Origin of the sequence: Marinobacter sp. SS8-8 (assembly GCF_030540945.1) — a bacterium.
Lineage (GTDB): Bacteria > Pseudomonadota > Gammaproteobacteria > Pseudomonadales > Oleiphilaceae > Marinobacter.
The window spans coordinates 99302-122107 of the sequence record NZ_JASSVN010000001.1; the positions used below are offsets into that span (position 1 = coordinate 99302).

The 22806-nt window shown below is 59.7% G+C and carries 21 protein-coding genes; all 21 read right to left on the bottom strand.

Annotation, left to right across the window (positions count from 1 at the left end; translation table 11 throughout):
• Nucleotides 1–86: 86 nt before the first annotated feature.
• The 21 genes from nuoN to thrS all read right to left on the bottom strand — a co-directional run bounded on the left by nuoN (nt 87) and on the right by thrS (nt 22799).
• Entirely contained in the window at nt 87–1520 is a 1434-nt protein-coding gene (nuoN, locus tag QPL96_RS00415; protein ID WP_303284857.1) for an NADH-quinone oxidoreductase subunit NuoN, read from the bottom strand.
• Nucleotides 1520–3043 (bottom strand): NADH-quinone oxidoreductase subunit M, encoded by a 1524-nt coding sequence (nuoM, locus tag QPL96_RS00420; protein ID WP_303284858.1) that lies wholly within the window; start codon nt 3041–3043, stop codon nt 1520–1522. The genes nuoN and nuoM overlap by 1 nt, the downstream gene beginning before the upstream one ends.
• On the bottom strand, nt 3040–4908 hold the full coding sequence (gene nuoL / locus QPL96_RS00425; RefSeq protein WP_303284859.1) for an NADH-quinone oxidoreductase subunit L: 1869 nt from the start codon (nt 4906–4908) through the stop codon (nt 3040–3042). Before nuoL ends, nuoM begins: the two co-directional genes overlap by 4 nt.
• The gene (nuoK, locus tag QPL96_RS00430; RefSeq protein ID WP_303284860.1) at nt 4905–5213 is read right to left on the bottom strand and encodes an NADH-quinone oxidoreductase subunit NuoK; all 309 of its coding nucleotides are present in this window, start codon (nt 5211–5213) and stop codon (nt 4905–4907) included. Before nuoK ends, nuoL begins: the two co-directional genes overlap by 4 nt.
• Nucleotides 5210–5734 carry an NADH-quinone oxidoreductase subunit J gene (nuoJ, locus tag QPL96_RS00435; RefSeq protein WP_303284861.1) on the bottom strand — a complete coding sequence of 175 codons (525 nt, stop codon included), beginning with the start codon at nt 5732–5734 and terminating at the stop codon, nt 5210–5212. Before nuoJ ends, nuoK begins: the two co-directional genes overlap by 4 nt.
• A gap of 18 nt (nt 5735–5752) precedes the next feature.
• Complete coding sequence (gene nuoI / locus QPL96_RS00440; protein WP_303284862.1) at nt 5753–6313, bottom strand: NADH-quinone oxidoreductase subunit NuoI; 561 nt, start codon at nt 6311–6313, stop codon at nt 5753–5755.
• A gap of 9 nt (nt 6314–6322) precedes the next feature.
• Entirely contained in the window at nt 6323–7300 is a 978-nt protein-coding gene (nuoH, locus tag QPL96_RS00445; RefSeq protein WP_303284864.1) for an NADH-quinone oxidoreductase subunit NuoH, read from the bottom strand.
• Nucleotides 7297–10053 (bottom strand): NADH-quinone oxidoreductase subunit NuoG, encoded by a 2757-nt coding sequence (gene nuoG, locus QPL96_RS00450; RefSeq protein ID WP_303284866.1) that lies wholly within the window; start codon nt 10051–10053, stop codon nt 7297–7299. Before nuoG ends, nuoH begins: the two co-directional genes overlap by 4 nt.
• A gap of 60 nt (nt 10054–10113) precedes the next feature.
• Nucleotides 10114–11514, bottom strand: a complete 1401-nt coding sequence (gene nuoF, locus QPL96_RS00455; protein ID WP_303284867.1) for an NADH-quinone oxidoreductase subunit NuoF — start codon at nt 11512–11514, stop codon at nt 10114–10116.
• A complete protein-coding gene (gene nuoE, locus QPL96_RS00460; RefSeq protein WP_303284868.1) occupies nt 11511–12026 on the bottom strand; it encodes an NADH-quinone oxidoreductase subunit NuoE in 516 nt (171 codons plus the stop codon). The genes nuoF and nuoE overlap by 4 nt, the downstream gene beginning before the upstream one ends.
• On the bottom strand, nt 12026–13804 hold the full coding sequence (gene nuoC / locus QPL96_RS00465) for an NADH-quinone oxidoreductase subunit C/D (RefSeq protein ID WP_303284869.1): 1779 nt from the start codon (nt 13802–13804) through the stop codon (nt 12026–12028). The genes nuoE and nuoC overlap by 1 nt, the downstream gene beginning before the upstream one ends.
• A 48-nt stretch (nt 13805–13852) precedes the next feature.
• On the bottom strand, nt 13853–14527 hold the full coding sequence (locus QPL96_RS00470; RefSeq protein WP_303284870.1) for an NADH-quinone oxidoreductase subunit B: 675 nt from the start codon (nt 14525–14527) through the stop codon (nt 13853–13855).
• 56 nt (nt 14528–14583) lie between these two features.
• Nucleotides 14584–14991, bottom strand: a complete 408-nt coding sequence (gene ndhC, locus QPL96_RS00475; RefSeq protein ID WP_303284871.1) for an NADH-quinone oxidoreductase subunit A — start codon at nt 14989–14991, stop codon at nt 14584–14586.
• Between the two features lie 414 nt (nt 14992–15405).
• Nucleotides 15406–15771 carry a MerR family transcriptional regulator gene (locus QPL96_RS00480; protein ID WP_303284872.1) on the bottom strand — a complete coding sequence of 122 codons (366 nt, stop codon included), beginning with the start codon at nt 15769–15771 and terminating at the stop codon, nt 15406–15408.
• On the bottom strand, nt 15752–16054 hold the full coding sequence (gene ihfA, locus QPL96_RS00485) for an integration host factor subunit alpha (RefSeq protein ID WP_007151838.1): 303 nt from the start codon (nt 16052–16054) through the stop codon (nt 15752–15754). Before ihfA ends, QPL96_RS00480 begins: the two co-directional genes overlap by 20 nt.
• A gap of 3 nt (nt 16055–16057) precedes the next feature.
• A complete protein-coding gene (gene pheT / locus QPL96_RS00490) occupies nt 16058–18430 on the bottom strand; it encodes a phenylalanine--tRNA ligase subunit beta (RefSeq protein ID WP_303284874.1) in 2373 nt (790 codons plus the stop codon).
• A 62-nt stretch (nt 18431–18492) separates the two neighbouring features.
• Nucleotides 18493–19491 (bottom strand): phenylalanine--tRNA ligase subunit alpha, encoded by a 999-nt coding sequence (pheS, locus tag QPL96_RS00495; protein WP_303284875.1) that lies wholly within the window; start codon nt 19489–19491, stop codon nt 18493–18495.
• A gap of 150 nt (nt 19492–19641) precedes the next feature.
• Nucleotides 19642–19995, bottom strand: coding sequence for a 50S ribosomal protein L20 (gene rplT, locus QPL96_RS00500; protein ID WP_099619021.1), 354 nt, complete (start codon nt 19993–19995; stop codon nt 19642–19644).
• A gap of 50 nt (nt 19996–20045) precedes the next feature.
• Entirely contained in the window at nt 20046–20237 is a 192-nt protein-coding gene (gene rpmI, locus QPL96_RS00505) for a 50S ribosomal protein L35 (RefSeq protein WP_007151842.1), read from the bottom strand.
• Between the two features lie 94 nt (nt 20238–20331).
• Nucleotides 20332–20877 (bottom strand): translation initiation factor IF-3, encoded by a 546-nt coding sequence (infC, locus tag QPL96_RS00510; protein WP_303285223.1) that lies wholly within the window; start codon nt 20875–20877, stop codon nt 20332–20334.
• The gene (gene thrS, locus QPL96_RS00515; protein ID WP_303284880.1) at nt 20874–22799 is read right to left on the bottom strand and encodes a threonine--tRNA ligase; all 1926 of its coding nucleotides are present in this window, start codon (nt 22797–22799) and stop codon (nt 20874–20876) included. Before thrS ends, infC begins: the two co-directional genes overlap by 4 nt.
• Between the last annotated feature and the right edge of the window lie 7 nt (nt 22800–22806).

The window sequence follows — 22806 nt, forward strand, 5'->3', positions numbered from 1 at the left end:
ATCACGCAGACTCCCGGAGCAACAAAGCCCCGTCACCTCTCACCGGGCGCGGGACAATTCTCCGGAGGAAGCTCTGTTTCGGGCGCTCAGGCCGCCCAGGTAAGACCGGCCACCCAGTCAATCACCGGCGCCGGGTAAATGCCCAGCAGAAGTATGGAGGCGGCAATAATCAGAAGGGCAAGCTCGCCCATCCGCCCATGGCCGACCTCGGTAACGTTTTTCTGTATGCCAGGTTCACGCAGATACAGAGTGACGATCACCCGCAGGTAGTAGAACAGCCCGACAACACTACCAATAACGATCCCCCCAACGAGCCACCACCGGCTGCCCTCCACACCCAGGGCAATGATATAGAACTTGCCAATGAACCCGGCGGTCAGCGGAATACCGGCCAGGGACAACATGCTCAGAGTCATTAGTGCCGCCAGCCAGGGACTGTGCCAGAACAGCCCCCTGTAATGGTGCAGCCCGGCGGCATCCTCGCCACTGAAGGGGCTGGAGACGTGCATAATCACGCCAAACGCCCCCATTGTGGCAACAAGGTAGGTGAACAGGTAAACACCGGTGGTTTCCACCGCCAGGGGACCGCCCACTATAACGGCCACCAGCAGGTAACCCATGTGGGCTATGGAGGAATAGCCCAGCAGTCGCTTCAGGTTAGACTGGAAGAGGGCCAGCAGGTTGCCACCCAACATACTAAGGAGGGCCAGCAGACTGATCAGGATAAGGAGCCACTCACTCTTGAACACCGGCGCCACCAGCACCAGCCGCAGCAGTACCAGAAACACCGCCAGCTTACTCACCGTGGCCAGCACGGTGGCCGCCGGGGCCAGACCTCCCTGATATACGTCCGGTGTCCACTGATGAAAGGGCATGACGGATAACTTGAACCCCAGACCCACAAGGATCAGAACGGCACCGCCCAGCATCCAGGGGTCCGGACTGCCGGCCAGCCCCGCGGCAAGAGCAGCCAGCTCAAGTTGGCCGGTGCGGGCATAGATCAGCGCCATGCCGAACAGCAAAAAAGCGGTGGCGGCGGCGGACAATATGAGATATTTGATCCCCGCCTCCAGGGACCTTTCTGTCCGGAAACTGTATGCCACCATGCCGTACAAAGGCATTGACAGCAACTCCAGGCTGATGAACAGAATCGCCAGATGGTTGCTGGCCACCAGGCCCAGGGCACCCGTCACCGCGCAAAGCAACAGCAGGTAAAACTCTTCCTTCGGCCCCTGGTAGCCGGCCAGGTACCCCTGACTCAGAGCGGCGACAAACAGGCCGCTCACCAGCACAAGCACGCTGCCCATGAGGGCAAGGCCGTCCAGGGCCATCAGCGGCGGCGTCGAGGAGGCAGCCGAGGCCAGCGGCAGGCTCGCCAGGGCCAGGACCAGGCCAGTGACGGTTACGGCCGCCGTACCACCGTGATGACGCTGCCAGGCGACTCCCAGCATCACCAACAGGGCTGTAGTGGCAACGATAAGCAGAGGCAACAGCCCTACGAGATCGCTCAGGGTCAGCATCAGTTCATCCCTCCTGCCCGGGCCGGGCCGGCCACAAACAACTCCGCCACCGGCTGCACCATTGAGACGGTCATCTCAAGCAGGGGTTGCGGGTTAAGGCCCACCGCCAGAGTGAGTCCAAGCAAGGCCAGCATCATGCTGTATTCCCGCACATCCGGGCCGGCGAGCCGCCCCGGATGCTGTTCGGGCCCGAAATGCACCCGCTGCATCATCAGCAGCGAATAGATCGCCGCCAGCACCAGCCCGGCGCTGGCGATGACCACTACGACCGGAGCACTGCGGAAAGTACCGAACAGCACCATGAACTCTCCTATGAAATTGGCTGTGGCGGGCATCCCCAGGGAGGCCGCCATGAAAAACAGAGTAAATCCGGGCAATGTCGGTATCCGGCCCCACAACCCGCCCATGCGACGCATATCCCGGGTGTGAATACGTTCATAGACCTGGCCGCTGAGGATAAAGAGAGCGGAGCTTGAGAACGCGTGGGCCACCATAATAATGATCGCCCCCTGAATCGCCAGCTCCGAACCGGAGTAAAGCGCAATCAGTATGAACCCCATATGGGATATACTGGCGTAGGCAATCAGCCGCTTTATGTCCTGCTGGCCGCAGGCCAGCACCGCGCCGTAGATGATGCCAACAACCCCCAAAGCCATGGCCACCGGCGCAAAGGCCTGTGACTGCTCCGGGAACAGCGGAATTGCAAAGCGCAGTATGCCGTAGGCGGCCGTTTTCAGCAGAATGCCGGCAAGGTCCACGCTGCCGGCGGTGGGCGCCTGGGCGTGCGCATCCGGCAGCCAGCCATGAAAAGGCACCACGGGAAGCTTCACCGCAAAGGCGACAAAAAACCCGAGCATAATCCAGAAGGACACGTTATCGGGCAAATCCGCGTTCAGCAGTGCTTCATAGCTGAAGGTTATCTCTCCGGAGCTGGCATAGTGCAGGAAAACCAGCGCAAGGATCGCCACCAGCATCAGCAGACCGCTGGCCTGGGTGTAGATGAAGAAGCGGATGGCCGCTCGAATCCGGGTTTGCCCCGGCGAGCCACTGTGCCCCCAGAGGGCGATCAGAAAATACATGGGCACCAGCATCAACTCCCAGAACAGGAAAAACAGGAACAGATCCAGCGCCAGAAAAACACCCACCACGCCGCCCAGGACAAACAGCAGGTTCAGATGAAAAAAGCCGACCCGCTCGACTATTTCTTTCCATGAGCAAAGTACCGCCAGCGTTCCGAGAAAGCCGGTCAAGCCAATCAAAATCAGCGACAAGCCGTCCAGGGCCAGATGAACCTCAATACCAAAACGAGGAATCCAGGGTATCCGCCACTCCAGCAGCCACGGCCTTTCTCCGGCGCCGAGGGCGCTGAAATCGCCGCCTGACCAAAGCACTATGCTGGCCACCAGCACGAACAGCATGGTGCCCAGGGCAATCCAGCGCGGCGCCTGTTCGCCCCAGCGCTCCGCCTGCCAGCATAGTAAGCCACCGAGGAAGGGAATCAGAATCAGCCAGAACAGAATCATGCGCCACCTCCCTGAGTCAGTGCCAGGCCAACCAGTATGATCGTGGCACCGAACACCATCATTCTGGCGTAGGTCCGTATCTGGCCGTTCTGGGTCTTTACCAGGCCGGCGTTGCCAACGCGGGCAAGCAGGGCCGGCAGGTTCATACCCAGGTTAATGAAGTCGAAACGCAGCACACGTACCAGCCCCTGCCAGGGCCGGACCAGTGTCCGGTCGAACAGGGCATCGAAGCCCCATGCCCGGTTGAACAGGGTCCAGAGTTGCGCCCCCAGGCCGCGACGGACCTGTTCGTCAAGCCACCGGCGCCGCGCCAGGAACAGCCAGCCGGCCAGAGCGAGGCCAGAGAGTGCCGCTCCGATGGCCAGGAACTGAAACAGGGTGTAGCCGGCAGTTGTGGCGTCACCGGGCGGCGCCGGAAACAGCTCATCAAGCCCCGGATACAGCCAGGCACCGATGAAGGTTGAGAGCACGGCCAGAGTGGCCAAAGGCAGGTGATGAGTGAGAGGGCTGGTGCCGGGCCGGGGATGGCGTGCATGATCACTCCCGGGCTCGCCATGAAAAATACCCAGGATAAGCCGCACTGTGTAAAGGCCAGTAAGCACTGCTCCGATCAGGCCCGCTGCGAACAATCCGGAATGGCCCGAGGCCATGGCCTGCCAAAGAATCTCGTCCTTGCTGAAGAAGCCAGCGGTTACCCAAGGCAACGCCACCAGCGCGGCGCCCCCCACCAGAAAACCTCCGTAGGCGACCGGCAGTTTACGCCAGAGCCCCCCCAATCGGCCCATATCCTGCTCATGGTGACAACTGATGATGACAGCTCCGGCTGAAAGGAACAGCAACGCCTTGAAGAAGGCATGAATCATCAGGTGAAAAATCGCGGCGTCAAAGGCCCCAACCCCCAGGGCCAGGAACATATAGCCAATCTGACTCATGGTGGAGTAGGCCAGCACACGCTTGATGTCGGTCTGGGCCAGGGCCGCGAAGGCCGCCAGCAGTAGCGACACTGCACCGATGATGCCCACCAGCAACATGACAGCCGGTGCCTGCAGGAACAGCCCGTTCAGGCGGGCGATCAGATAAACCCCGGCGGTCACCATGGTCGCCGCGTGGATCAGGGCCGACACCGGGGTGGGGCCTGCCATGGCGTCCGGCAGCCAGGTGTGCAGCGGTACCTGCGCAGACTTGCCGAGGGCGCCGCCAAGGACCAGCAAGGCCGCAAGATTGGCCGTGACACTGCCCTCAGCCCAGACCCGTGGAGCCTGCTCCAGCACCAATCCAATATCAAGGGTGCCCAGTTCCACGAAAATCAGGAACAGCCCCAGGGCGAGGAACACGTCGCCTATGCGGGTGACGATAAACGCCTTGAACGCCGCCCGCCCACTGGTCTCATTCTGGTAGTAGTAGCCGATAAGCCCGTAGCTGCAGAGACCGACGCCTTCCCAGCCGAGGAACAGCAACAGCAGGTTATCGGCCAGCACCAACACCAGCATGCTGAACACAAACAGATTCATCCAGGCATAGAAGCGGGTTACGCCAGCCTCGCCCACCATGTACCAGGCAGCGAACAGGTGAATCAGGAAACCCACGCCGGTGATGATCGACATCATGACCAGCGAGAGACCGTCAACCGCCAGCCCCACGGTTGGCTGAAACTCTCCCACGGAAACCCAGGTCCAGAGCGTGAAGCCCTGGCTATCGCCGGAGAACGCCAGCAGCGCCCAGCCGGTGGCCAGCGCGGCCAGCCCCACACTGCCCACACCAATGGCCGTGCTGGCTCGCGGCCCCAGCCGGCCGCCGGAAAAGGCAAGAACAACCGCACCGGCCAGGGGCAACAGAAATGAGAGTAACGTTGCAGCCATCATCATCCACGCATCCTGCTGACTTCATGCAGCTCAAGTGAACGGAAGCGCTGGTACATCTGTATCATCAGCGCCAGGCCGATGCTGGCCTCGGCGGCTGCCAGGGTGATCACCAGCAGGAACATGGCCTGCCCGTCCGACTGATTCCAGGCGGTGCTGCCCACCACAAAGGCCAGCGCGGCGGCATTGAGCATTACTTCCAGGCTCATCAGGACGAACAGCATACTGCGCCTCAGCATCAACCCGGCCAGTCCCAGGCTGAACAGAATGGCGGCCAGGATCAGGCCATGCTCCATCGGGATACCAGTCATTGCGTGCCTCCACGGTTGCGATTGCCTCGGGGTTTGATGCGCCGGCCCACGTGGGAAGCCGTTACCAGCGCCGCCAGCAGCAGAATGGCCGCCAGTTCCACCACGATCAGCCAGGGGCCGAACAAGGTGAGACCGATGTCCCGGGCGGTTATCAGCTCACCGTCAATGGTCATGCCTGCGTGTCCGCCGTCGATGAGCGCCACCACTGCCACCAGCAATACCAGGGCCAGCAGCGACGGCCCAAGCCAGTAACCCGGACGTCGCCACGGGGAATCCCGTTTCGCCTCTGGACGCAGATTGAGCATCATTATCACGAACACGAACAGCACCATGATGGCGCCGGCATAGACGATAATCTCAAGCGCACCCGCAAAGGGCGCGCCCAGGGCGAAGAACACCAGGGCGACCGCGATCAGCGAAACAATCAGGTACACCACCGCATGCACCGGACTGGAGCCGGTGATGAGACCAACCGTGGCCAACACCGCCACGAGGCCGCTAAGGTAGAATCCCAGTTCCATCAGTGCTTCCTTTTTGGGTCAGGGTAAAAGCGTACGGACATCTTCCGGGGCATCCTCATTCAGCGCCTCGCCTTTGTCCTTGCCGGCGATAGCCATGCCGGCAACCTTGTAAAAGTGGTAGTCGTGGTCCTTGCCGGGGCCATTGATCAGCAGGTCTTCCTTCTCGTATACCAGTTGCTGGCGCTGGTATTCACCCATCTCGAAATCCGGTGTCAGTTGGATGGCGGAGGTGGGGCAGGCCTCTTCACACATGCCACAGAAAATGCAGCGCGAAAAGTTGATACGGAAGAACTCCGGGTACCAGCGGCCGTCGTCTTTTTCACCTTTCTGCAGGGAAATACAGGCCACCGGGCAGGCCACCGCGCACAGGTTGCACGCCACGCATCGTTCTTCGCCGTCCGGATCCCGGGTGAGTATGATGCGGCCCCGGTACCGGGGAGGCAGATAGACCTCCTCTTCCGGATAATTCACGGTTTCGCGCTTGCGGAAGCCGTGCATGAATACCATGCCCATGGTACGCAGCAGTGACCAACTGGCCGGTATCAGCCAGAACACGGACAACACTTTGTTTTTACGCATCTTTCCTCCCTATGAGCCGGTCAGCAGTAATACCGCCCCGGTCGCCAGCAGGTTGACCAGGGTCAGCGGCAGACACACCCGCCAGCCAAAGCTCATTACCCGGTCATACCTGGGTCGTGGCAGCGATGCCCGGAGCAGAATGAACAGCATCAGGAAGAAGCTGGTCTTGAGGGCAAACCACACCACAGGTGGCAGCCAGGGGCCCTGCCAGCCACCGAAAAACAGCGTCACGATCAGCGCCGAAACCAGCACCATGCCCACGTATTCACCAATGAAAAACATGCCGAACTTCATACCGGAGTACTCGACATGGTAACCATCCGCCAGTTCCTGTTCCGCCTCCGGCTGGTCGAAGGGATGGCGGTGTGTCACGGCGATGCCGGCGATCAGAAAAGTGACGAAACCCAGGAACTGGGGGATCACGAACCACAGGCCTTCCTGGGCCGCAACGATATCACGCAGGTTGAAGGAGCCGGCCATGGCCACGACACCCATGAGCGACAGTCCCATGAACACTTCGTAGGACAGGGTCTGCGCCGAGGCCCGCAATGCGCCCAGCAAGGCATACTTATTGCCACTGGCCCAGCCACCGATTAACACCGCGTAGACATTGACGCCGGCCAGCGCCAGAAAGAACAGCAGTCCGATGTGCATGTCCGCCACCCCCCACCCGGGTGTTATGGGGATAATCACGAAAGCCAGCAGCAGGGACGCGAAGGCAATGTTGGGTGCCAGCATAAACAGGCCGCGGCTGGCAAAGGGTGGAGTCCAGTCTTCCTTGAAAAAAATCTTCAGCATATCGGCAATCAGTTGAAGAGTGCCGAATGGCCCCACCCGGTTAGGACCATAACGATCCTGCCAGAGGCCAAGCAGCCGACGTTCCACCACGGTCAGTGCCCCTCCCACCACGACCACGACAAGCAGGATCACCAGCGCCTGGAACATGGCCCAGAGAGTGGCTGCCAGTTGCGGAGTCCACCAGCTCATGACTCACCTCCCGAGGGTTTTCCTAAAGTGAGTGTCGCGCCCTGCCCCAGGCCGGGCAACAGTCCCGCGGGCAGGCCAGCCCAGCCGGGGGGCCAGTCTTCCCGCTCTGATACCGTGACGACCGGGCCACCAAACAGCATCAGGCTGTCGCCCTCGCGCACACCAAGCAGCGTCAGGCTGTCGCCGTCACGTACGCCCAGCGCCTCGGCGTCCGGGTGGGCCAGCATGACCACCGGCGCGGTCATGCGCTGCCGGATAGGTTCAGCCAGGGCAGACGTCTCCTCCCCCCCGAACACGCGCGGCAACACCAGGGCCCGCAGCCCGCTACTATCAGTGGCACCATCATTAGAGACCGGGGCGGGGTATTCGCGATGGCCGGGCTGAGGCCGAATCAGTCTCACGCCCGGGTCCCCCCCGCGCAGGTGGCCGCCGACTTCATCGGTGAACTTGTTCCAGGCCTGAGGGGAATTCCAGCCCGGCGCCCAGGCGAAAGGTATCTGCTGCCGGGGCCGGTCAGATCCGCTGTAGCCTTCCATGGAGTACGCGAAGGGCGTATCGGTATCCTGTGGAGGGCGGGGCTCATTTACATCGAGGTTGGCTCGCATGGCGGTGCGGCCGCTGTAACGCTGGGGCTCACGGGCCAGCCGCAGGCCCTCTATACGATAATCGGAGCCGGGCGCAGCCTCCACAATCCCGGCCAGGCCTGGATGGGCCTCGGCACAGGCCCGGATGGCCATATCCAGGCTGATGTCTCCGGGGGCTTCCCCCCGCAGTCCGGCGGACAGGGCATGCAACCAGCGCCAACTCTCGTGAATTCGTGTCTCCGGGCGCAGGTAGGCCGGTTCGAACACCCGGAAGAAACGCTGGGCGCGCCCCTCCAGGTTTACCAGGGTTCCGCTCGCCTCCGCGAAACTGGCGGCAGGCAGTATGAAGCCCGCCCCCTCCGAGGTTCTCGTCCGCTGGTGATCCAGCACCACGCGGGTGTTCGCACGGGCCAGGGCCTGTTCCACCCGGTCGGCGGGCAGACGTTGATACAGGTCGTTCTCCAGAACCACTACCGCATCGGCCTGGCCCTCACTCAGTTCATCCAATGCCCAGTCCAGGGTCTGGCCACCCATGAGCGATAGCCCAGTACTGTTGGCCTCCCGCCGGATCAACACCAGCCCACCCTGCGCTGCCCGGCTGGACAGGGCCCGGGCGACCGCACCGGCGGCTTCCAGGATGGCCTCGCTGACGAGGGAGCCACCACTGACAACCAGCGGTCGCTCTGCTTTTATCAGACTGGCGGCAATTTCGCCGGCCCGCTCCTGGCTGGCCGGGTCTAGACCGTGCACCGGGGGCGCCGACGGGTCGATGGCATGAGCCACCGCAAAACCGAGCCGGGCGATATCGTCCGGCGCCAGGGCATGGCGCGCGACAGCGACGCTGTCCAGTTCCGTGGGCGCAGGCCAGACAATGTGCAGCGGGTAGTACCGATCCTGCCCCAGGGTCTTAACGGCCTCCGCATTCCAGACAGGCACGCCGATCTTTTCAGCCAGTTCTTCCCGCCGTGACAGCACCGCCTGACGCAGACTCAGCCCCAGGCGCGCGGCACTCTGGACCGGGTCCTCACCCAACACCAGAATGGCATCGTGGCGTTCTATTTCCCGGGGTGTCGGGGTGGGCAGTCCCGACGTTTCCTGCAGCCGGTTCATTATGGCCAGGCAGGCCTGCTCCCGGGACTCTATCCCGGTGGAAAAGTTTTCCGGCCCCACCATGGCCAACAGTTGATGATTGCTTTCCAGGCTGGCCCGGGGCGATCCGATGCCGATAATGCGCCGGGCCTGACGAAGGGCGCCGGTAATACGCTCCAGGGCCGAGTCCACGCCCAGCGCCACTGCCTCCTGCCCCGGCCGTTCGATCCATTCCGGAACCCGTGGGCGGTCAGAGCGGTTGACGTAACCGTAACCAAACCGACCGCGGTCACAGAGGAAGTAGCTGTTAACCTCACCATGGTAGCGGTTTTCGATGCGGCGAATCTCACCGTAGCGTTCTCCGGGGCTGGTGTTGCAACCGACCGCGCACTGGTGGCAGATGCCGGGTGCATACTGCAAATCCCACTTTCGGGTGTAATGATCAGAATGACTCTGGTCGGTGAACACGCCAGTAGGGCAGACTTCGGTGAGATTGCCGGAGAACGGGCTTTCCAGTGTGCCTTCGGCGTAACGTCCGAAGTAGATGTTGTCCCGGGAACCAAAGGCGCCCAGATCGGTGCCACCGGCGTAGTCATTGTAAAAGCGCACGCAACGGTAGCAGGTAATGCAACGGTTCATTTCGTGGGCAATGAACGGCCCCAGGTACTGGTTGCGGCGAGTACGCTTGTTGAACCGGTAGCGGCGGCGGTCATGGCCGGTCATTACGGTCATGTCCTGCAGGTGACAATGGCCGCCCTCCTCGCATACCGGGCAGTCGTGGGGGTGATTGATCATCAGCCACTCCACCACACTGGCACGGAAAGCCCGGGCTTCCTCGTCATCAATATCGATTCGGGTCTGGTCTGCCGCCGGGGTCATGCAGGACATGACCAGCACGCCCTTGTTGTCGTCCTTGTCCTTGTACTGGCGCACGGCACACTGCCGACAGGCGCCCACACTTCCCATGGCCGGATGCCAGCAGAAATAGGGAATATCCAGGCCCAGTGACAGGCAGGCCTGGAGCAGGTTGTGCGCCCCTTTGACCTCGTAGGTTTTTCCGTCCACGTGAATCGTCGCCATGCTTGCTTCTGCCTTCACCTAGAAAGTGCGATCAGTGTTTGTTAAAAGTGACTGTTGAAACTAACGGCTGCTTGCCGGCGTGCTCGCTGCGACCCAGTCCGGATCGCCTCGGGTGTCGCCGCTTACCTTGCCAATGCCCTGCTCAAACTCCTGTCGGAAGTGCTGCAACGCCGTTTCCAGCGGCATGGCGGCACCAGGGGCAAGAGCGCAGAAGGTCAGCCCCGGACCACAATCCGCCGCCAACTTGTCGAGCATTTCGATGTCGCCGGCCTGCCCCTGCCCCTTTTCCAGGTCCCGGAGCAGCTTCACCACCCAGGGCAGACCATCACGGCACGGAGTGCACCAGCCGCAGGATTCCCGGGCGAAGAACTCCTCCAGGTTGCGCATCAGCGACACCATGCTCCGGTCCTCGGGGACCACCGTCATCAGGCCGGTGCCCAGCCGGCTGCCGACATTGGCGATGGTGTCAAAGTCCAGGGGCAGTTCCAGGTGCTCTGGCAACAGAAAGCCGGTACTGGTGCCCCCGGGCAGCCACGCCTTGAGCCGGCGGTCTTCCCGCAGCCCCCCGGCCCGGTCGAGGAGCTCGGCTCCGGTGACGCCCATGGGCAACTCCCAAAGGCCCGGCTCCGCAACCGGCCCCGACACGCCATAAAGCTTGGTGCCGCCGTCGCCGGTACGGCTACCGGACAGGTTCCGATACCAGTCAGCGCCATGGAGAATCACGGCGGGTATGTTGCACAGGGTCTCGACGTTGTTGACCACCGTGGGCCTGCCCCAGGCTCCGGACTGGCCGGGGAACGGCGGCTTCGCCCTGGGGTTGGCGCGTTTCCCCTCCAGCGCATTGATCAGAGCCGTTTCTTCGCCGCAGATGTAGCGCCCCGCCCCCGTATGCACCGCGATGTCGAAATCGAACCCGCTGCCATCGATATCCGGCCCCAGCCAGCCGGCTTCGCGGGCCTCGTCAATGGCCCGGTTCAGCACCCGGGCGGCCTCCACGTATTCACCCCGCAGAAAAATATAGCCTTGCCGGGCATTATTGGCCCGGGCTCCGAGGATCATCCCCTCAATCAGCAGATGGGGTTGCTGCTCCATCAGCAACCGGTCCTTGAAGGTGCCCGGCTCCATTTCATCAGCATTACAGATCAGGTAGCCCCGGGGCATGTCACCCCCCTGCAGCGTCAGGCTCCACTTGACACCGGCGGAAAAACCGGCGCCGCCCCGGCCACGCACATTGGCGTCTTTGACAAGGGCGATGATGCCCTGGGGATCGCTCTCGGCCAATGCCCGGCGGACCGACTGATAACCATCCTTATCCAGGTATTCGCCAAGCCAGACCACCTCGCCGTCGTCCCTCAGCCTCCAGGTCAGCGGGTGGGTTTCGGGTTGACGCTCCGCATTGGGTTGCCGTATCCGGCTGTGATAGCGCAGCGAGTAGCCTCGACCTGAGATGGATCGGCTCATTGGTAGCCCTCCAGAAGGTCGGGCAGATCCTCCGGTGTGACCGGCCCGAAGGTTTCGCCGTCAATCATCAGCGCCGGAGCACCGTCACAGGCGCCGAGACAACACACGGGCAACAGCGTGAAGCGGCCATCGGCGGTGGTGGCGCCATAGTCCACCCCCAGTTGCTCCACCAGGGCCTGTTTCAGCGTTTCATACCCGTCCAGGAAGCAGGAACTGCTGTCGCAGACCAAAATCACATGACGCCCGACCGGCTGGCGGAAAATAAGACTGTAGAAGGTAGCCACCCCCTCCACCGAAGCAAACCCCAGGCCCAGCAGCCGCCCGATGGCCAATATGGCACCGTCAGGAACCCAGCCATGTCGACGCTGGACAATTTTCAGCGCCTCGATACACGCGGCCTGGGGCTGTTCATAGTGTTGCTTTTCCCGGAGAATCTCGGCTTCGTCATCCGGGTGCAGTTCAAAACGGTCACTGCCGATCAGGTCGGTTGTGTGCGGAGTTGTTGCCATCATCAGCGATCCACGTCTGCCATTACGAAATCGATACTGCCCAGGTGGGCGATCAGGTCCGGCACAAAGCCCCCACGCATCAGGGACGGTATCTGCTGCAGGTGCGGAAAGCTCGGCGTCCGGATGCGGGTTCGGTAGCTCATGTTATTGCCGTCACTGGTCAGGTAATAACTGTTAATGCCCTTGGTGGCCTCCACCATTTGCAGGGATTCACCGGGTTTCAGAACCGGGCCCCAGGACACCTGCAGAAAGTGGGTGATCAGCGTTTCGATGTGCTGCAACATCCGCTCCCTGGGTGGCGGGGTGGTCAATGGATGATCCGCCTTGTAGTCGCCCGCGGGCATATGGTCCACGCATTGCTGAATAATGCGCAGGCTCTGCCGCATTTCCTCAATGCGCAGTTGGCCACGGTCGAAAACGTCTCCGTTCTGCCCCAGGGGCACCTCGAAGTCGAAGTTCTCATAGCCGGAATAGGGCCGCTGCTTGCGCAGATCGAAGTTGCAGCCGGTGGCCCGCAGGTTGGGACCGGTCACGCCCCATTCCAGGGCCTCGGTGGTGGTGAAAGCAGCCACATGCCGGGTCCGATCCCGCACCAGGGCATTTTTCATCATGGCCAGCTCATACTCCCGCAGCCGCGGCGGCATCCAGTCAAGGAACTCCTGCACCAGTTGCTGCCAGCCCCCGGGCAGGTCCTGCGCAAGGCCGCCGATCCGGTACCAGGCCGGATGCATGCGAAAACCGGTAATGCCCTCGATCACCTTATAGGCCCGCTGGCGGTCGGTGAAGCTGTAGAACACCGGCGACATGGCGCCCAGGTCCTGCAGGTAGGTACCCAGGAACAGCAGATGGCTGGTGATGCGGAATATCTCCGCCATCATCACCCGGACCGTCTTGACCCGGTCAGGCACCTCGATACCCGCCAGCTTCTCAACCGCCAGTACATAGGGAAGGTTGTTCATCACACCGCCGGTGTAGTCGATGCGGTCGGTATAGGGAATGAAGCTGTGCCAGGTCTGGCGCTCAGCCATCTTTTCCGCGCCCCGGTGGTGATAGCCAATATCCGGCACGCAGTCGATGATCTCTTCGCCGTCCAGTTGAAGGACTATCCGGAATGCACCGTGGGCAGAGGGATGATTAGGGCCCAGGTTGAGGAACATAAACTCGCTGCCATCCCGCTCACGCTGCATACCCCAGGCTTCCGGTTCAAATTTCAGCGCCTCCTGCTCCGCCTGCTGCCCGTCCACCGTCAGGGTGTAGGGATCGAATTCCGTAGCCCGCGCGGGGTAGTCCTTGCGTAATGGGTGGCCATGCCAGGTGGGAGGCATGAGCAGCCGTTGCAGATGGGGATGCCCGGTAGCGGTAATGCCGAACAAATCCCAGATTTCCCGCTCATACCAGTTGGCATTGGCGAACACCGGGGTCACGGTGGGCAGGTTCAGGTCGCCACTGGTCAGCGCCACCTTGATGATCAGGTCTTCATTGCGATCCACCGACAGCAGATGATAGAAGACAGTAAAATCCGCGGCCGGCAACCCGTCCCGGTGTGCACGAAGCCGTTCGTCCACGGCCGAGAGATCGTAGAGCATGGAAAAAGACGCCGGCGGTGCCTTCAGGTGGCGCAGTATCTCCACCACCCGCTCACGCCGCACCCACAGCACCGGCATCCCGGTCAGGGTGGGCTGAACGTGCTCGATGTGCTCCCGGAATCCGTCCAGCAGCCCGAGGGCGCGATCAATGCCGGACTGGGCCAGTGCGTTGGTATCGAGAGCGTCTGTGGTCATGATGCTGACTAATCTCCTGTCACGGTCGGACGAATCGGTAATCGACGCTCAGAGTTTGTCCGGCGTCCTCAGTTCGGTGGCCTGGATTCGCCGGTCCCGTTTCTGCGCCCGCTGGGACCCCATCTCGGCCTTGTAAACTCCTTGATCTCCCACAACCCAGGACAGCGGCCGCCGCTCCTCCTGAATCGAGTCCTGCAGCAGGCGAAGTGCCTGCAGGAAAGCCTCGGGCCGAGGCGGACAGCCCGCCACATAGACATCCACGGGCAGGAACTTGTCGACCCCCTGAACCACCGAATAGATGTCATACATACCACCGGAGTTGGCACAGGAACCCATGGAAATGACCCACTTGGGCTCCAGCATCTGGTCGTAAAGCTGCTGGATGACCGGCGCCATTTTGATGAAACAGGTCCCCGCGATCACCATGAAGTCGGCCTGCCTCGGTGAGGCACGAATCACCTCCGATCCGAAGCGTGCAATGTCATGGGGCGAGGTAAATGCGGTGGTCATTTCCACGTAGCAGCAGGACAGGCCGAAGTTATAGGGCCACAAGGAGTTCTTGCGCCCCCAGTTCACCGCCGAGTTGAGGACGTCACTCAGTTTGCCGGTGAACACGTTGCGTTCCAGCTGGCTTTTGACGTATTCCTCCGATGACTGGCGCCCCAGCGGATAACGGCCGCTGGATTCCGGCTCTTCGTCGACTCGTGTCAATCTGTAAGGCATGGCGGGTCTCCATAAAGGTTTGCTGGCGGTGATCAACGTCCGGGAACCAATCTGATTCAGTCCTCCCTGTACCCCTGAGAACCCTCGGGAGCCCACTCCAGAGCCCCTGAGCGGCTGTCGTAGAGCAGGCCGGCAAGCAGTATCAGTATGAAAACCGCCGCGCCCCAGAATCCGCTCCAGCCCGTTTCCGGAATCACAACCGCCCAGGCAAACAGAAACACCGCCTCAATATCAAAGATCACAAAGAGCATCGCGACCAGATAAAACTTGACCGAAAACCGCTGGCGGGCGTCACCGACACCGACAATACCGGACTCGAACGGGATGGTTTTACTGACGCCATGGCTGCGCCCGCCAAGCAGGTGGGAAACGCCTGCCATAAAGGCACACAAACCCAAGGCAGTGATCACAAAAAAACCAGTAGCCCAATAGTTGACCAGCAAGTTATTGACCGTGTCCGGCATACCCCCTCCTGTCCTGAACCATTACCCTATCCGCCCAGCCTGAAACGGAACTGAATTAACAGGCCACTCATTCACATTCGTTGATCCCGATCAAATTCACAGACACATTCCATGGAAATCACGACTGGATTCAGATGCTGGCTTTCTGACCCGTAACCGAATTCCCCGGGCAGACGAAAACCAGCACGCCCGCGCCCTGGAGGCCCTCCCCGCCCTCCGGGATTGCCCGGCCCCGGCGTGGATTTAACCCCTGCTCCCTGGCCAGTAAAGCTGACAGAACTGCTCCCGGCAAGTCTCAGGTAGCAGACCAATACTCACTGCCGGGCATCAAGACCTGCAAGAAACAGTAACCCTGCGGACATAAAAAAACCGGGGCAACGAACACCGTCCCGGTTTTTCAGGCCCGACCGAACTCTATTTCACCGGCGCATTCAGAACTTCGAGCACCTCTTCCAGCTCGGTGATCATCTGGCGGATCAGTTGTTTGTACTGGGAGGTGTCGTCTTTTACCTCGTGACTGCTCAGCTTCTGCTTGGCGCCACCGATGGTGTATCCCTGATCATAGAGCAGGCTGCGAATCTGGCGGATGGTGATCACGTCTGCCCGCTGATAATAACGGCGGTTGCCCCGGCGCTTGACCGGCGACAACTGAGGAAATTCCTGCTCCCAATAGCGCAGGACGTGTGCTTTTACCGCGCACAGATCCGCCACCTCACCTATCGTAAAATAGCGTTTTCCCGGAATGGCGGGAAGCTCGTTATTATGACTGGGTTCCAGCATACGCTTCTACTTTCTGCTTGAGTTTTTGCCCCGGGCGAAACGTAACAACGCGGCGTGCACTGATCGGGATTTCTTCCCCGGTTTTCGGGTTCCGTCCCGGCCGCTGTTTCTTGTCGCGCAGATCGAAGTTACCGAAACCCGACAACTTCACTTGCTCATTATGGCTGAGTGCGCCTCTGATCTCATCGAAAAAAGCTTCCACCATCTCCTTGGCTTCGCGTTTGTTCAGGCCCAACTCCTCGTACAACCGCTCTGCCATTTCCGCTTTCGTCAAAGCCGCCATATCTCAACTCCTCAGTGTTGCCCCCAGCTCTTCTTTCAATGCGTCGATCACACCGCCGAAGAGCGAATGCACTTCATCCTCGTTCAATGTCCGCTCGGGGTGCTGCCAGAACAGGCTCAGAGCCAGGCTTCGGTTACCCTCACCCAGGCTCTCGCCTTCGTAGACATCGAACGCACGTAACGCTGTCAGGCGTTCACCGGCATGCTTTTTGGCCACACGCTCCACATCCGCAAACGCCACATCGCTCCCGATAATAATAGCCAAATCCCGCCGAACTTCCGGGAATTTTGAAATTTCTCTGAAATTAGGCACATGCCCGGTAACGACCGAATTCAAGAATAGCTCAAACATCAGGACCGTGCCATTAAGTTCAAGATTTTTCTGAACTTGTGGATGCAACGTGCCTAGCCAACCGACATGTTCTCCGTCCCGCAACAGCTCCGCGGTCTGTCCGGGGTGCAGGGCAGGATGCTGACTGCCGACAAACTGAATTTCGATGCCCAGCAAACGGAACAGGCTCTCCAAATCCCCTTTTACATCAAAGAAATCCGCCGTTCTGCGGCCGTTCGCCCAGTTTTCGGGATACTGACTGCCAACCACCACACCGGCAAGCATCGGCTGCTGGTCAATCCGCTCGCCCTCCCGAAGGAAACGCAGACCGGTCTCGAACAGGCGAATACGCAACTGTTGCCGGTTCTGGTTATAGGCCACCGTTTTCAGCAGACCACTCCAGAGGCTGGTGCGCATCACCGAGAGGTCGGAGGAAATCGGATTGGCCAGAGCGATACCCTCGCGCCCAGGGTCAACCAGTCGCTGCACCTTCGGATCCACGAAACTGTAGGTCACCGCTTCCTGGTAACCATGATCCACAAAGAAATTGCGAATGGCCGATAACGGGCGGACAGCCTCTTTCTCCGGGCGCAGCCCAAGGGGACCGGCAGGCTCGGTAACAGGCAGGTTGTTGTAACCGTAGATCCGCCCCACTTCTTCGATCAGGTCTTCTTCGATTGAAATGTCCGGACGGAAGCTGGGCACGCTTACCCTCCACCCGTCTTTCAGCAGCTTCTCTATCCTGAACCCGAGCCTGGCCAGGATCTCCTCGACCGTGGTGCGGTAAATTTCCACACCCAGAATATCATTGAGGCGCCGGGCCCGGAGGTCGACTACACGATCCCCGGGAATATCCTCCTCGCTGACCACCTCGACAATTTCGCCCGGCTCACCGCCGACGACGTCCATCAGCAGGCGGGTTGCACGCTCCATGGCGTCACGGGCCAGCTTGTAATCCACACTCCGCTCGAAGCGGTGGGAGGCATCCGTATGCAAGCCATAATGACGTGCCTTGCCGGCCAGAATAATGGGGTCGAAGTAGGCCGACTCCAGAACCAGATCCCGGGTTTTCGGGCCGACGCCGGAATGTTTGCCGCCCATAACACCGGCAATGGCAATTGGCTTTTCATGATCAGCAATCACCAGTGTGCCCTGGGTCAGTTCCACTTCCTGGCCGTCGAGCAGCACCAGTTTCTCACCGACCCTCGCCATACGCACAACGATGCCACCACAAATCTCGTCACGGTCGAACGCGTGCATGGGCTGGCCAAGCTCCAGCATTACGTAGTTGGTTACGTCCACCGCCGCATCGATGGAGCGAATGCCGGAACGGCGCAGCTTCTCCTGCACCCACAGCGGCGACTCAGACTGCAGGTTCACATTACGAAGAATCCGGCCGAGATAGCGCGGGCAACCGGCCGGGGCCTCGACCCGTATATCCGGCACTTCTGAGTGTGCCGCTTCTACCGGCTCGATGGCCGGGGCCTCTACCGGTAGGCGATTGAGCACCCCCACTTCCCGGGCAATGCCTTTGATAGAAAGGCAGTCGGCCCGATTGGGAGTCAAATCCACATCAATGGTTACATCGTTCAGCTTGAGATAAGCTGCAACATCCTGGCCAACCGGTGCATCGAACGGCAACTCCATCAGTCCGTCATGATTCTCGGACAGCCCCAGTTCTGACTCGGAGCACAGCATACCTTCGGAAGGCTGACCGCGGAGCCTGACTTTCCTGACCCTGAAATCACCGGGCAGAACCGCACCAACCACGGCAAACGGCACCTTGAGGCCTTCCCGGGCGTTGGGGGCACCGCAAACCACCTGGACAACATGCATGCCATCGCTGACCTGGCAGATCCGGAGTTTGTCCGCATCCGGATGGGGCTGCACTGACCGCACTTCACCGACAACCACACCGCTAAACTGGCCCGCCACCGGCTCAAAACCGTCCACTTCCAGACCCGCCATGGTGATCTGGTCCATCAATTCCTGGGTACCGATTTGCGGATTAACCCACTCGCGCAGCCACTGTTCACTGAATTTCATGGTTATTGCCTTGTCCTGATGCGGATTTTCCTGTTTGTCTGAATGCCCTGACGGCCGCCTTGTTAACGAAACTGGCGCAGGAAGCGCAGGTCGTTTTCAAAGAACATGCGCAGGTCGTTCACGCCGTAACGAAGCATGGCCAGGCGTTCAACGCCCATACCAAACGCAAAGCCACGGTACTGCTCGGCATCAATTCCACAATATTCAAATACCTTGGGGTGCACCATTCCGCAGCCCATCACTTCCAGCCACTTGATGCTGCCATCCGCTTCCCGCCCCCATTCAATATCCACTTCCGCGGAGGGTTCGGTGAAGGGGAAGTAGGACGGACGGAAGCGAACCTGCAAATCCCGCTCGAAGAACACCCGGAGAAACTCCTCCACCGTGCTTTTCAGATCCGCAAAGCTGACATTCTTTTCCACCAGCAAACCTTCCACCTGATGGAACATGGGCGTGTGGGTCATGTCCGAATCGCAGCGGTACACCCGGCCCGGGCAGATCATTCGGAACGGAGGCCTGCCGGCCTCCATGGTGCGGATCTGAACCGGCGAGGTGTGGGTGCGCAGCAGGGTGCCGGGATTGAAATAGAAGGTGTCGTGCATGGCACGGGCAGGATGGTGCCCGGGAATGTTCAGGGCCTCGAAGTTATGGTAGTCGTCTTCGATTTCCGGCCCCTGCTCAACGGTATAGCCAGCCCGGGAAAAAAACTGCTCAATCCGCTGCAGGGTGCGGGTAACCGGATGCAAACCGCCAAGTTCCTGGCCGCGGCCCGGGAGGGTAACGTCAATGGATTCACTGGCAAGTTTCTGCTCGATGGCGACGCGCTCAAGATCGCCTCGTCTTGCGTTGATCGCATGCTCCACCTGCCCCTTGGCTTCATTGATCTTCTGGCCAGCTGCCGGACGCTCTTCAGCGGAAAGCTTGCCCAGGGCTTTGGCCTGCCGGGTAATAACCCCTTTTTTGCCCAGATACTCAACACGAATCTGATCAAGTGCCTGCAGGCTGTCGGCTTTGTCTACTGCCGCCAAACCGTCCTGAACCAGTTGCTCCAGGTTTTCCATTGACCCTGCTCCAAACCAGAAATGGAAGTGCTAAAACGCAGTTTCACAAACAAAAATAGGGGAAGAGCGTGCCCTTCCCCTATCAGGAGACGCCATCATGATGCCATGAGGCGCCTGTATCGATCAGTAATCGATGAAAGAGCTAAGCAATCACAGGGACGCTTTGGCCTTCTCAACAACAGCGGCAAACGCCTGCTGCTCGTTCATGGCCAGATCGGCCAGAACCTTACGATCAATTTCAACGTTTGCCTTTTTCAGGCCAGCGATCAGGCGGCTGTAGGACAGACCGTTGGCGCGGGCACCGGCATTGATACGGGCAATCCACAGAGCGCGGAAAGCGCGCTTACGGTTACGACGGTCGCGGTAAGCATACTGACCGGCCTTGATAACCGCTTGCTTGGCCACACGGAATACACGACTGCGAGCGCCGTAATAACCTTTGGCCTGACTGAGAATCTTTTTGTGACGACGGCGTGCGACCACACCACGTTTTACACGAGCCATACTTTAATCCTTCTACCTTTAAACCTTTGCAGGAATCGTTAGCGGCTGAATCAGCACGCTGTCATACGCTTGATGGAGGCCACATCAGACTTGGCAATCAGCTTGGTACCACGGAGCTGACGCTTACGCTTGGGGCTCTTCTTGGTCAGGATATGACTGGTGAAGGACTGCTTGTGCTTGAAGCCAGTCGCGGTTTTCTTGAACCGCTTGGTGGCTCCGCTTTTGGTTTTCATCTTAGGCATTTTTAAAACTCCGCATTCTATTTTTAAATACACAATGATGTGCCCCTGAACGACAAATCCCCCGCATCCGCGGGGGACAAGCACCCGATCAGGTTCACTTCTTCTTGCGGGGCGCCACAACCATGGTCATCTGCCGGCCTTCCATTTTCGGCCGCATCTCTACCTGGGCAAGCTCTTCCACGTCTGCTTCTATGCGTTGCATGAGTTGCATACCAATTTCCTGGTGTGCCATCTCACGGCCACGGAAGCGGATCGTGATTTTGCCGCGGTCCCCGTTTTCAAGGAAACGTACCAGGTTGCGTAGTTTTACCTGATAATCCCCTTCTTCAGTTCCTGGACGGAACTTAAGCTCTTTGACCTGCGTCTGCTTCTGTTTTTTCTTGGCAGCCGCCTTGGCCTTCTTCTCATCGAAGATTTTCTTGCCGTAGTCCATTATCTTACAGACGATCGGATCGGAATCCGTAACCTGAACCAGATCAAGAGACGCTTCTTCTGCCTGCTTGATTGCATCTTCAATCGGTACGACACCAACCTGATTGCCTTCGGCATCAATCAGGCGGACTTCCGTTGCGTCAATATTCTCATTGATCGGCGCTTTTGGTGTGCGCCCACCCCGATTCGCTCGCTGTTTAATAATCAGATCTCCGTTTTGGTTCTGCCCTTGCGTTGAATGTCATCAGCCAGCAGCTGTTCGAACGCCTCAAGCGACATGGTTCCCAGATCCTCACCTTTACGGGTTCTCACCGCGACGGCGTTGTTGTCGATTTCTTTGTCTCCGACAACAATCAAAAAGGGAACTTTATTAATAGTATGCTCGCGGATTTTAAAGCCGATCTTCTCGTTTCTCAAGTCAGCATTAACCCTAAAGCCCAAGGAACCCCATTTTTTCGCCAGATTCTGACAATAATCACGCTGATTGTCGGTGATATTGAGAACCACAGCCTGGGTTGGCGCCAGCCAGGTGGGGAATGCGCCTTCGTATTCCTCAATCAGAATACCGATGAACCGCTCGAACGATCCGAGCACCGCCCGGTGCAGCATGACCGGCGTCCTACGCTCGGAATTATCTGCCACATACTGGGCGCCAAGGCGGCCCGGCATGGAAAAATCGACCTGAATGGTACCGCATTGCCATACCCGGCCGATACAGTCTTTCAGGGAGAATTCGATTTTAGGGCCGTAGAAAGCGCCTTCGCCCGGCAACAACTCCCAATCCACGCCCTCACGATTCAGCGCCTCTTCCAGCGCGGCCTCGGCCTTGTCCCAGACTTCGTCGGAACCGACCCGCTTCTCAGGGCGGGTGGACAACTTGTACAGGATCTCGGTAAAGCCGAAATCCGTGTAGATCTCATGCAGCATCCCAATGAAGGCCGACACTTCCTTTTGGATCGCATTCTCTTCGCAGAAAATGTGGGCATCATCCTGCGTAAAGCCGCGAACACGCATCAGGCCGTGCAGTGCGCCTGACGCCTCGTTACGATGGCAGGAACCGAACTCGGCCAGTCGCAGGGGAAGATCCTTGTAGCTCTTCAGCCCCTGGTTGAAGACCTGTACGTGGCATGGGCAGTTCATGGGCTTGATGGCGTAGTCGTGCTTCTCCGACTCCGTCGTAAACATGTCGTCCTTGAACTTGTCCCAGTGACCCGACTTTTCCCACAGAGTACGGGACACCACCTGAGGCGTCTTGATTTCCTTGTAACCATGCTCCTGCTGCTTGCGGCGCATGTACTGCTCAATTTCCTGGTACAGCAACCAGCCGTCCGGGTGCCAGAACACCATCCCGGGGGCTTCTTCCTGCATGTGGAACAGATTGAGCTTTTTGCCAACCTTTCGGTGATCACGCTTTTCGGCTTCTTCCAGGCGGTGCAGGTACGCCTTCAGGTCCTTCTTGTTGCCCCAGGCCGTGCCGTAAACGCGCTGCAGCTGTTCGTTGCTGGTGTCACCACGCCAGAAAGCGCCAGAAACCTTGGTCAGCTTGAACGCCTTCAGCTTGCCGGTACTGGGCACATGGGGGCCGCGGCACAGGTCGATGAAGTCGCCCTGGCGATAGAAGGACAGGTCCTCATCACCGGGAATGTCCTCAATGATGCGCACCTTGTACTCCTCACCCATCTCCTCAAACAGCTTGACGGCGTCTTCCCTGGACATAACAGACCGGGAAACCGGAATGTCCTGTTTCGAGAGTTCCTCCATGCGTTTCTCGATCCGTGCCAGATCCTCGTTGGTAAAGGGGCGATCAAACTTGAAGTCGTAATAGAAGCCGTTATCGATAACCGGACCAATAGTAACCTGGGCGGCCGGAAACAGCTCCTTGACGGCCATTGCCAGCAAATGGGCAGTGGAGTGACGAATGATATCGACGCCATCTTCATCACGCTCGGTGACAATGGCCAGCTCGGCATCGTCTTCAATGCGGTAGCTGGTGTCTACAAGCCGGCCATCCACCCTTCCTGCAAGAGCGGCTTTGGCGAGGCCGGCACCAATATCGGCGGCGACATCATGAACGGTGGCGGGCTCGGAAAAACTGCGGCGACTGCCATCGGGCAGGGTTACGACGGGCATGGAAAGC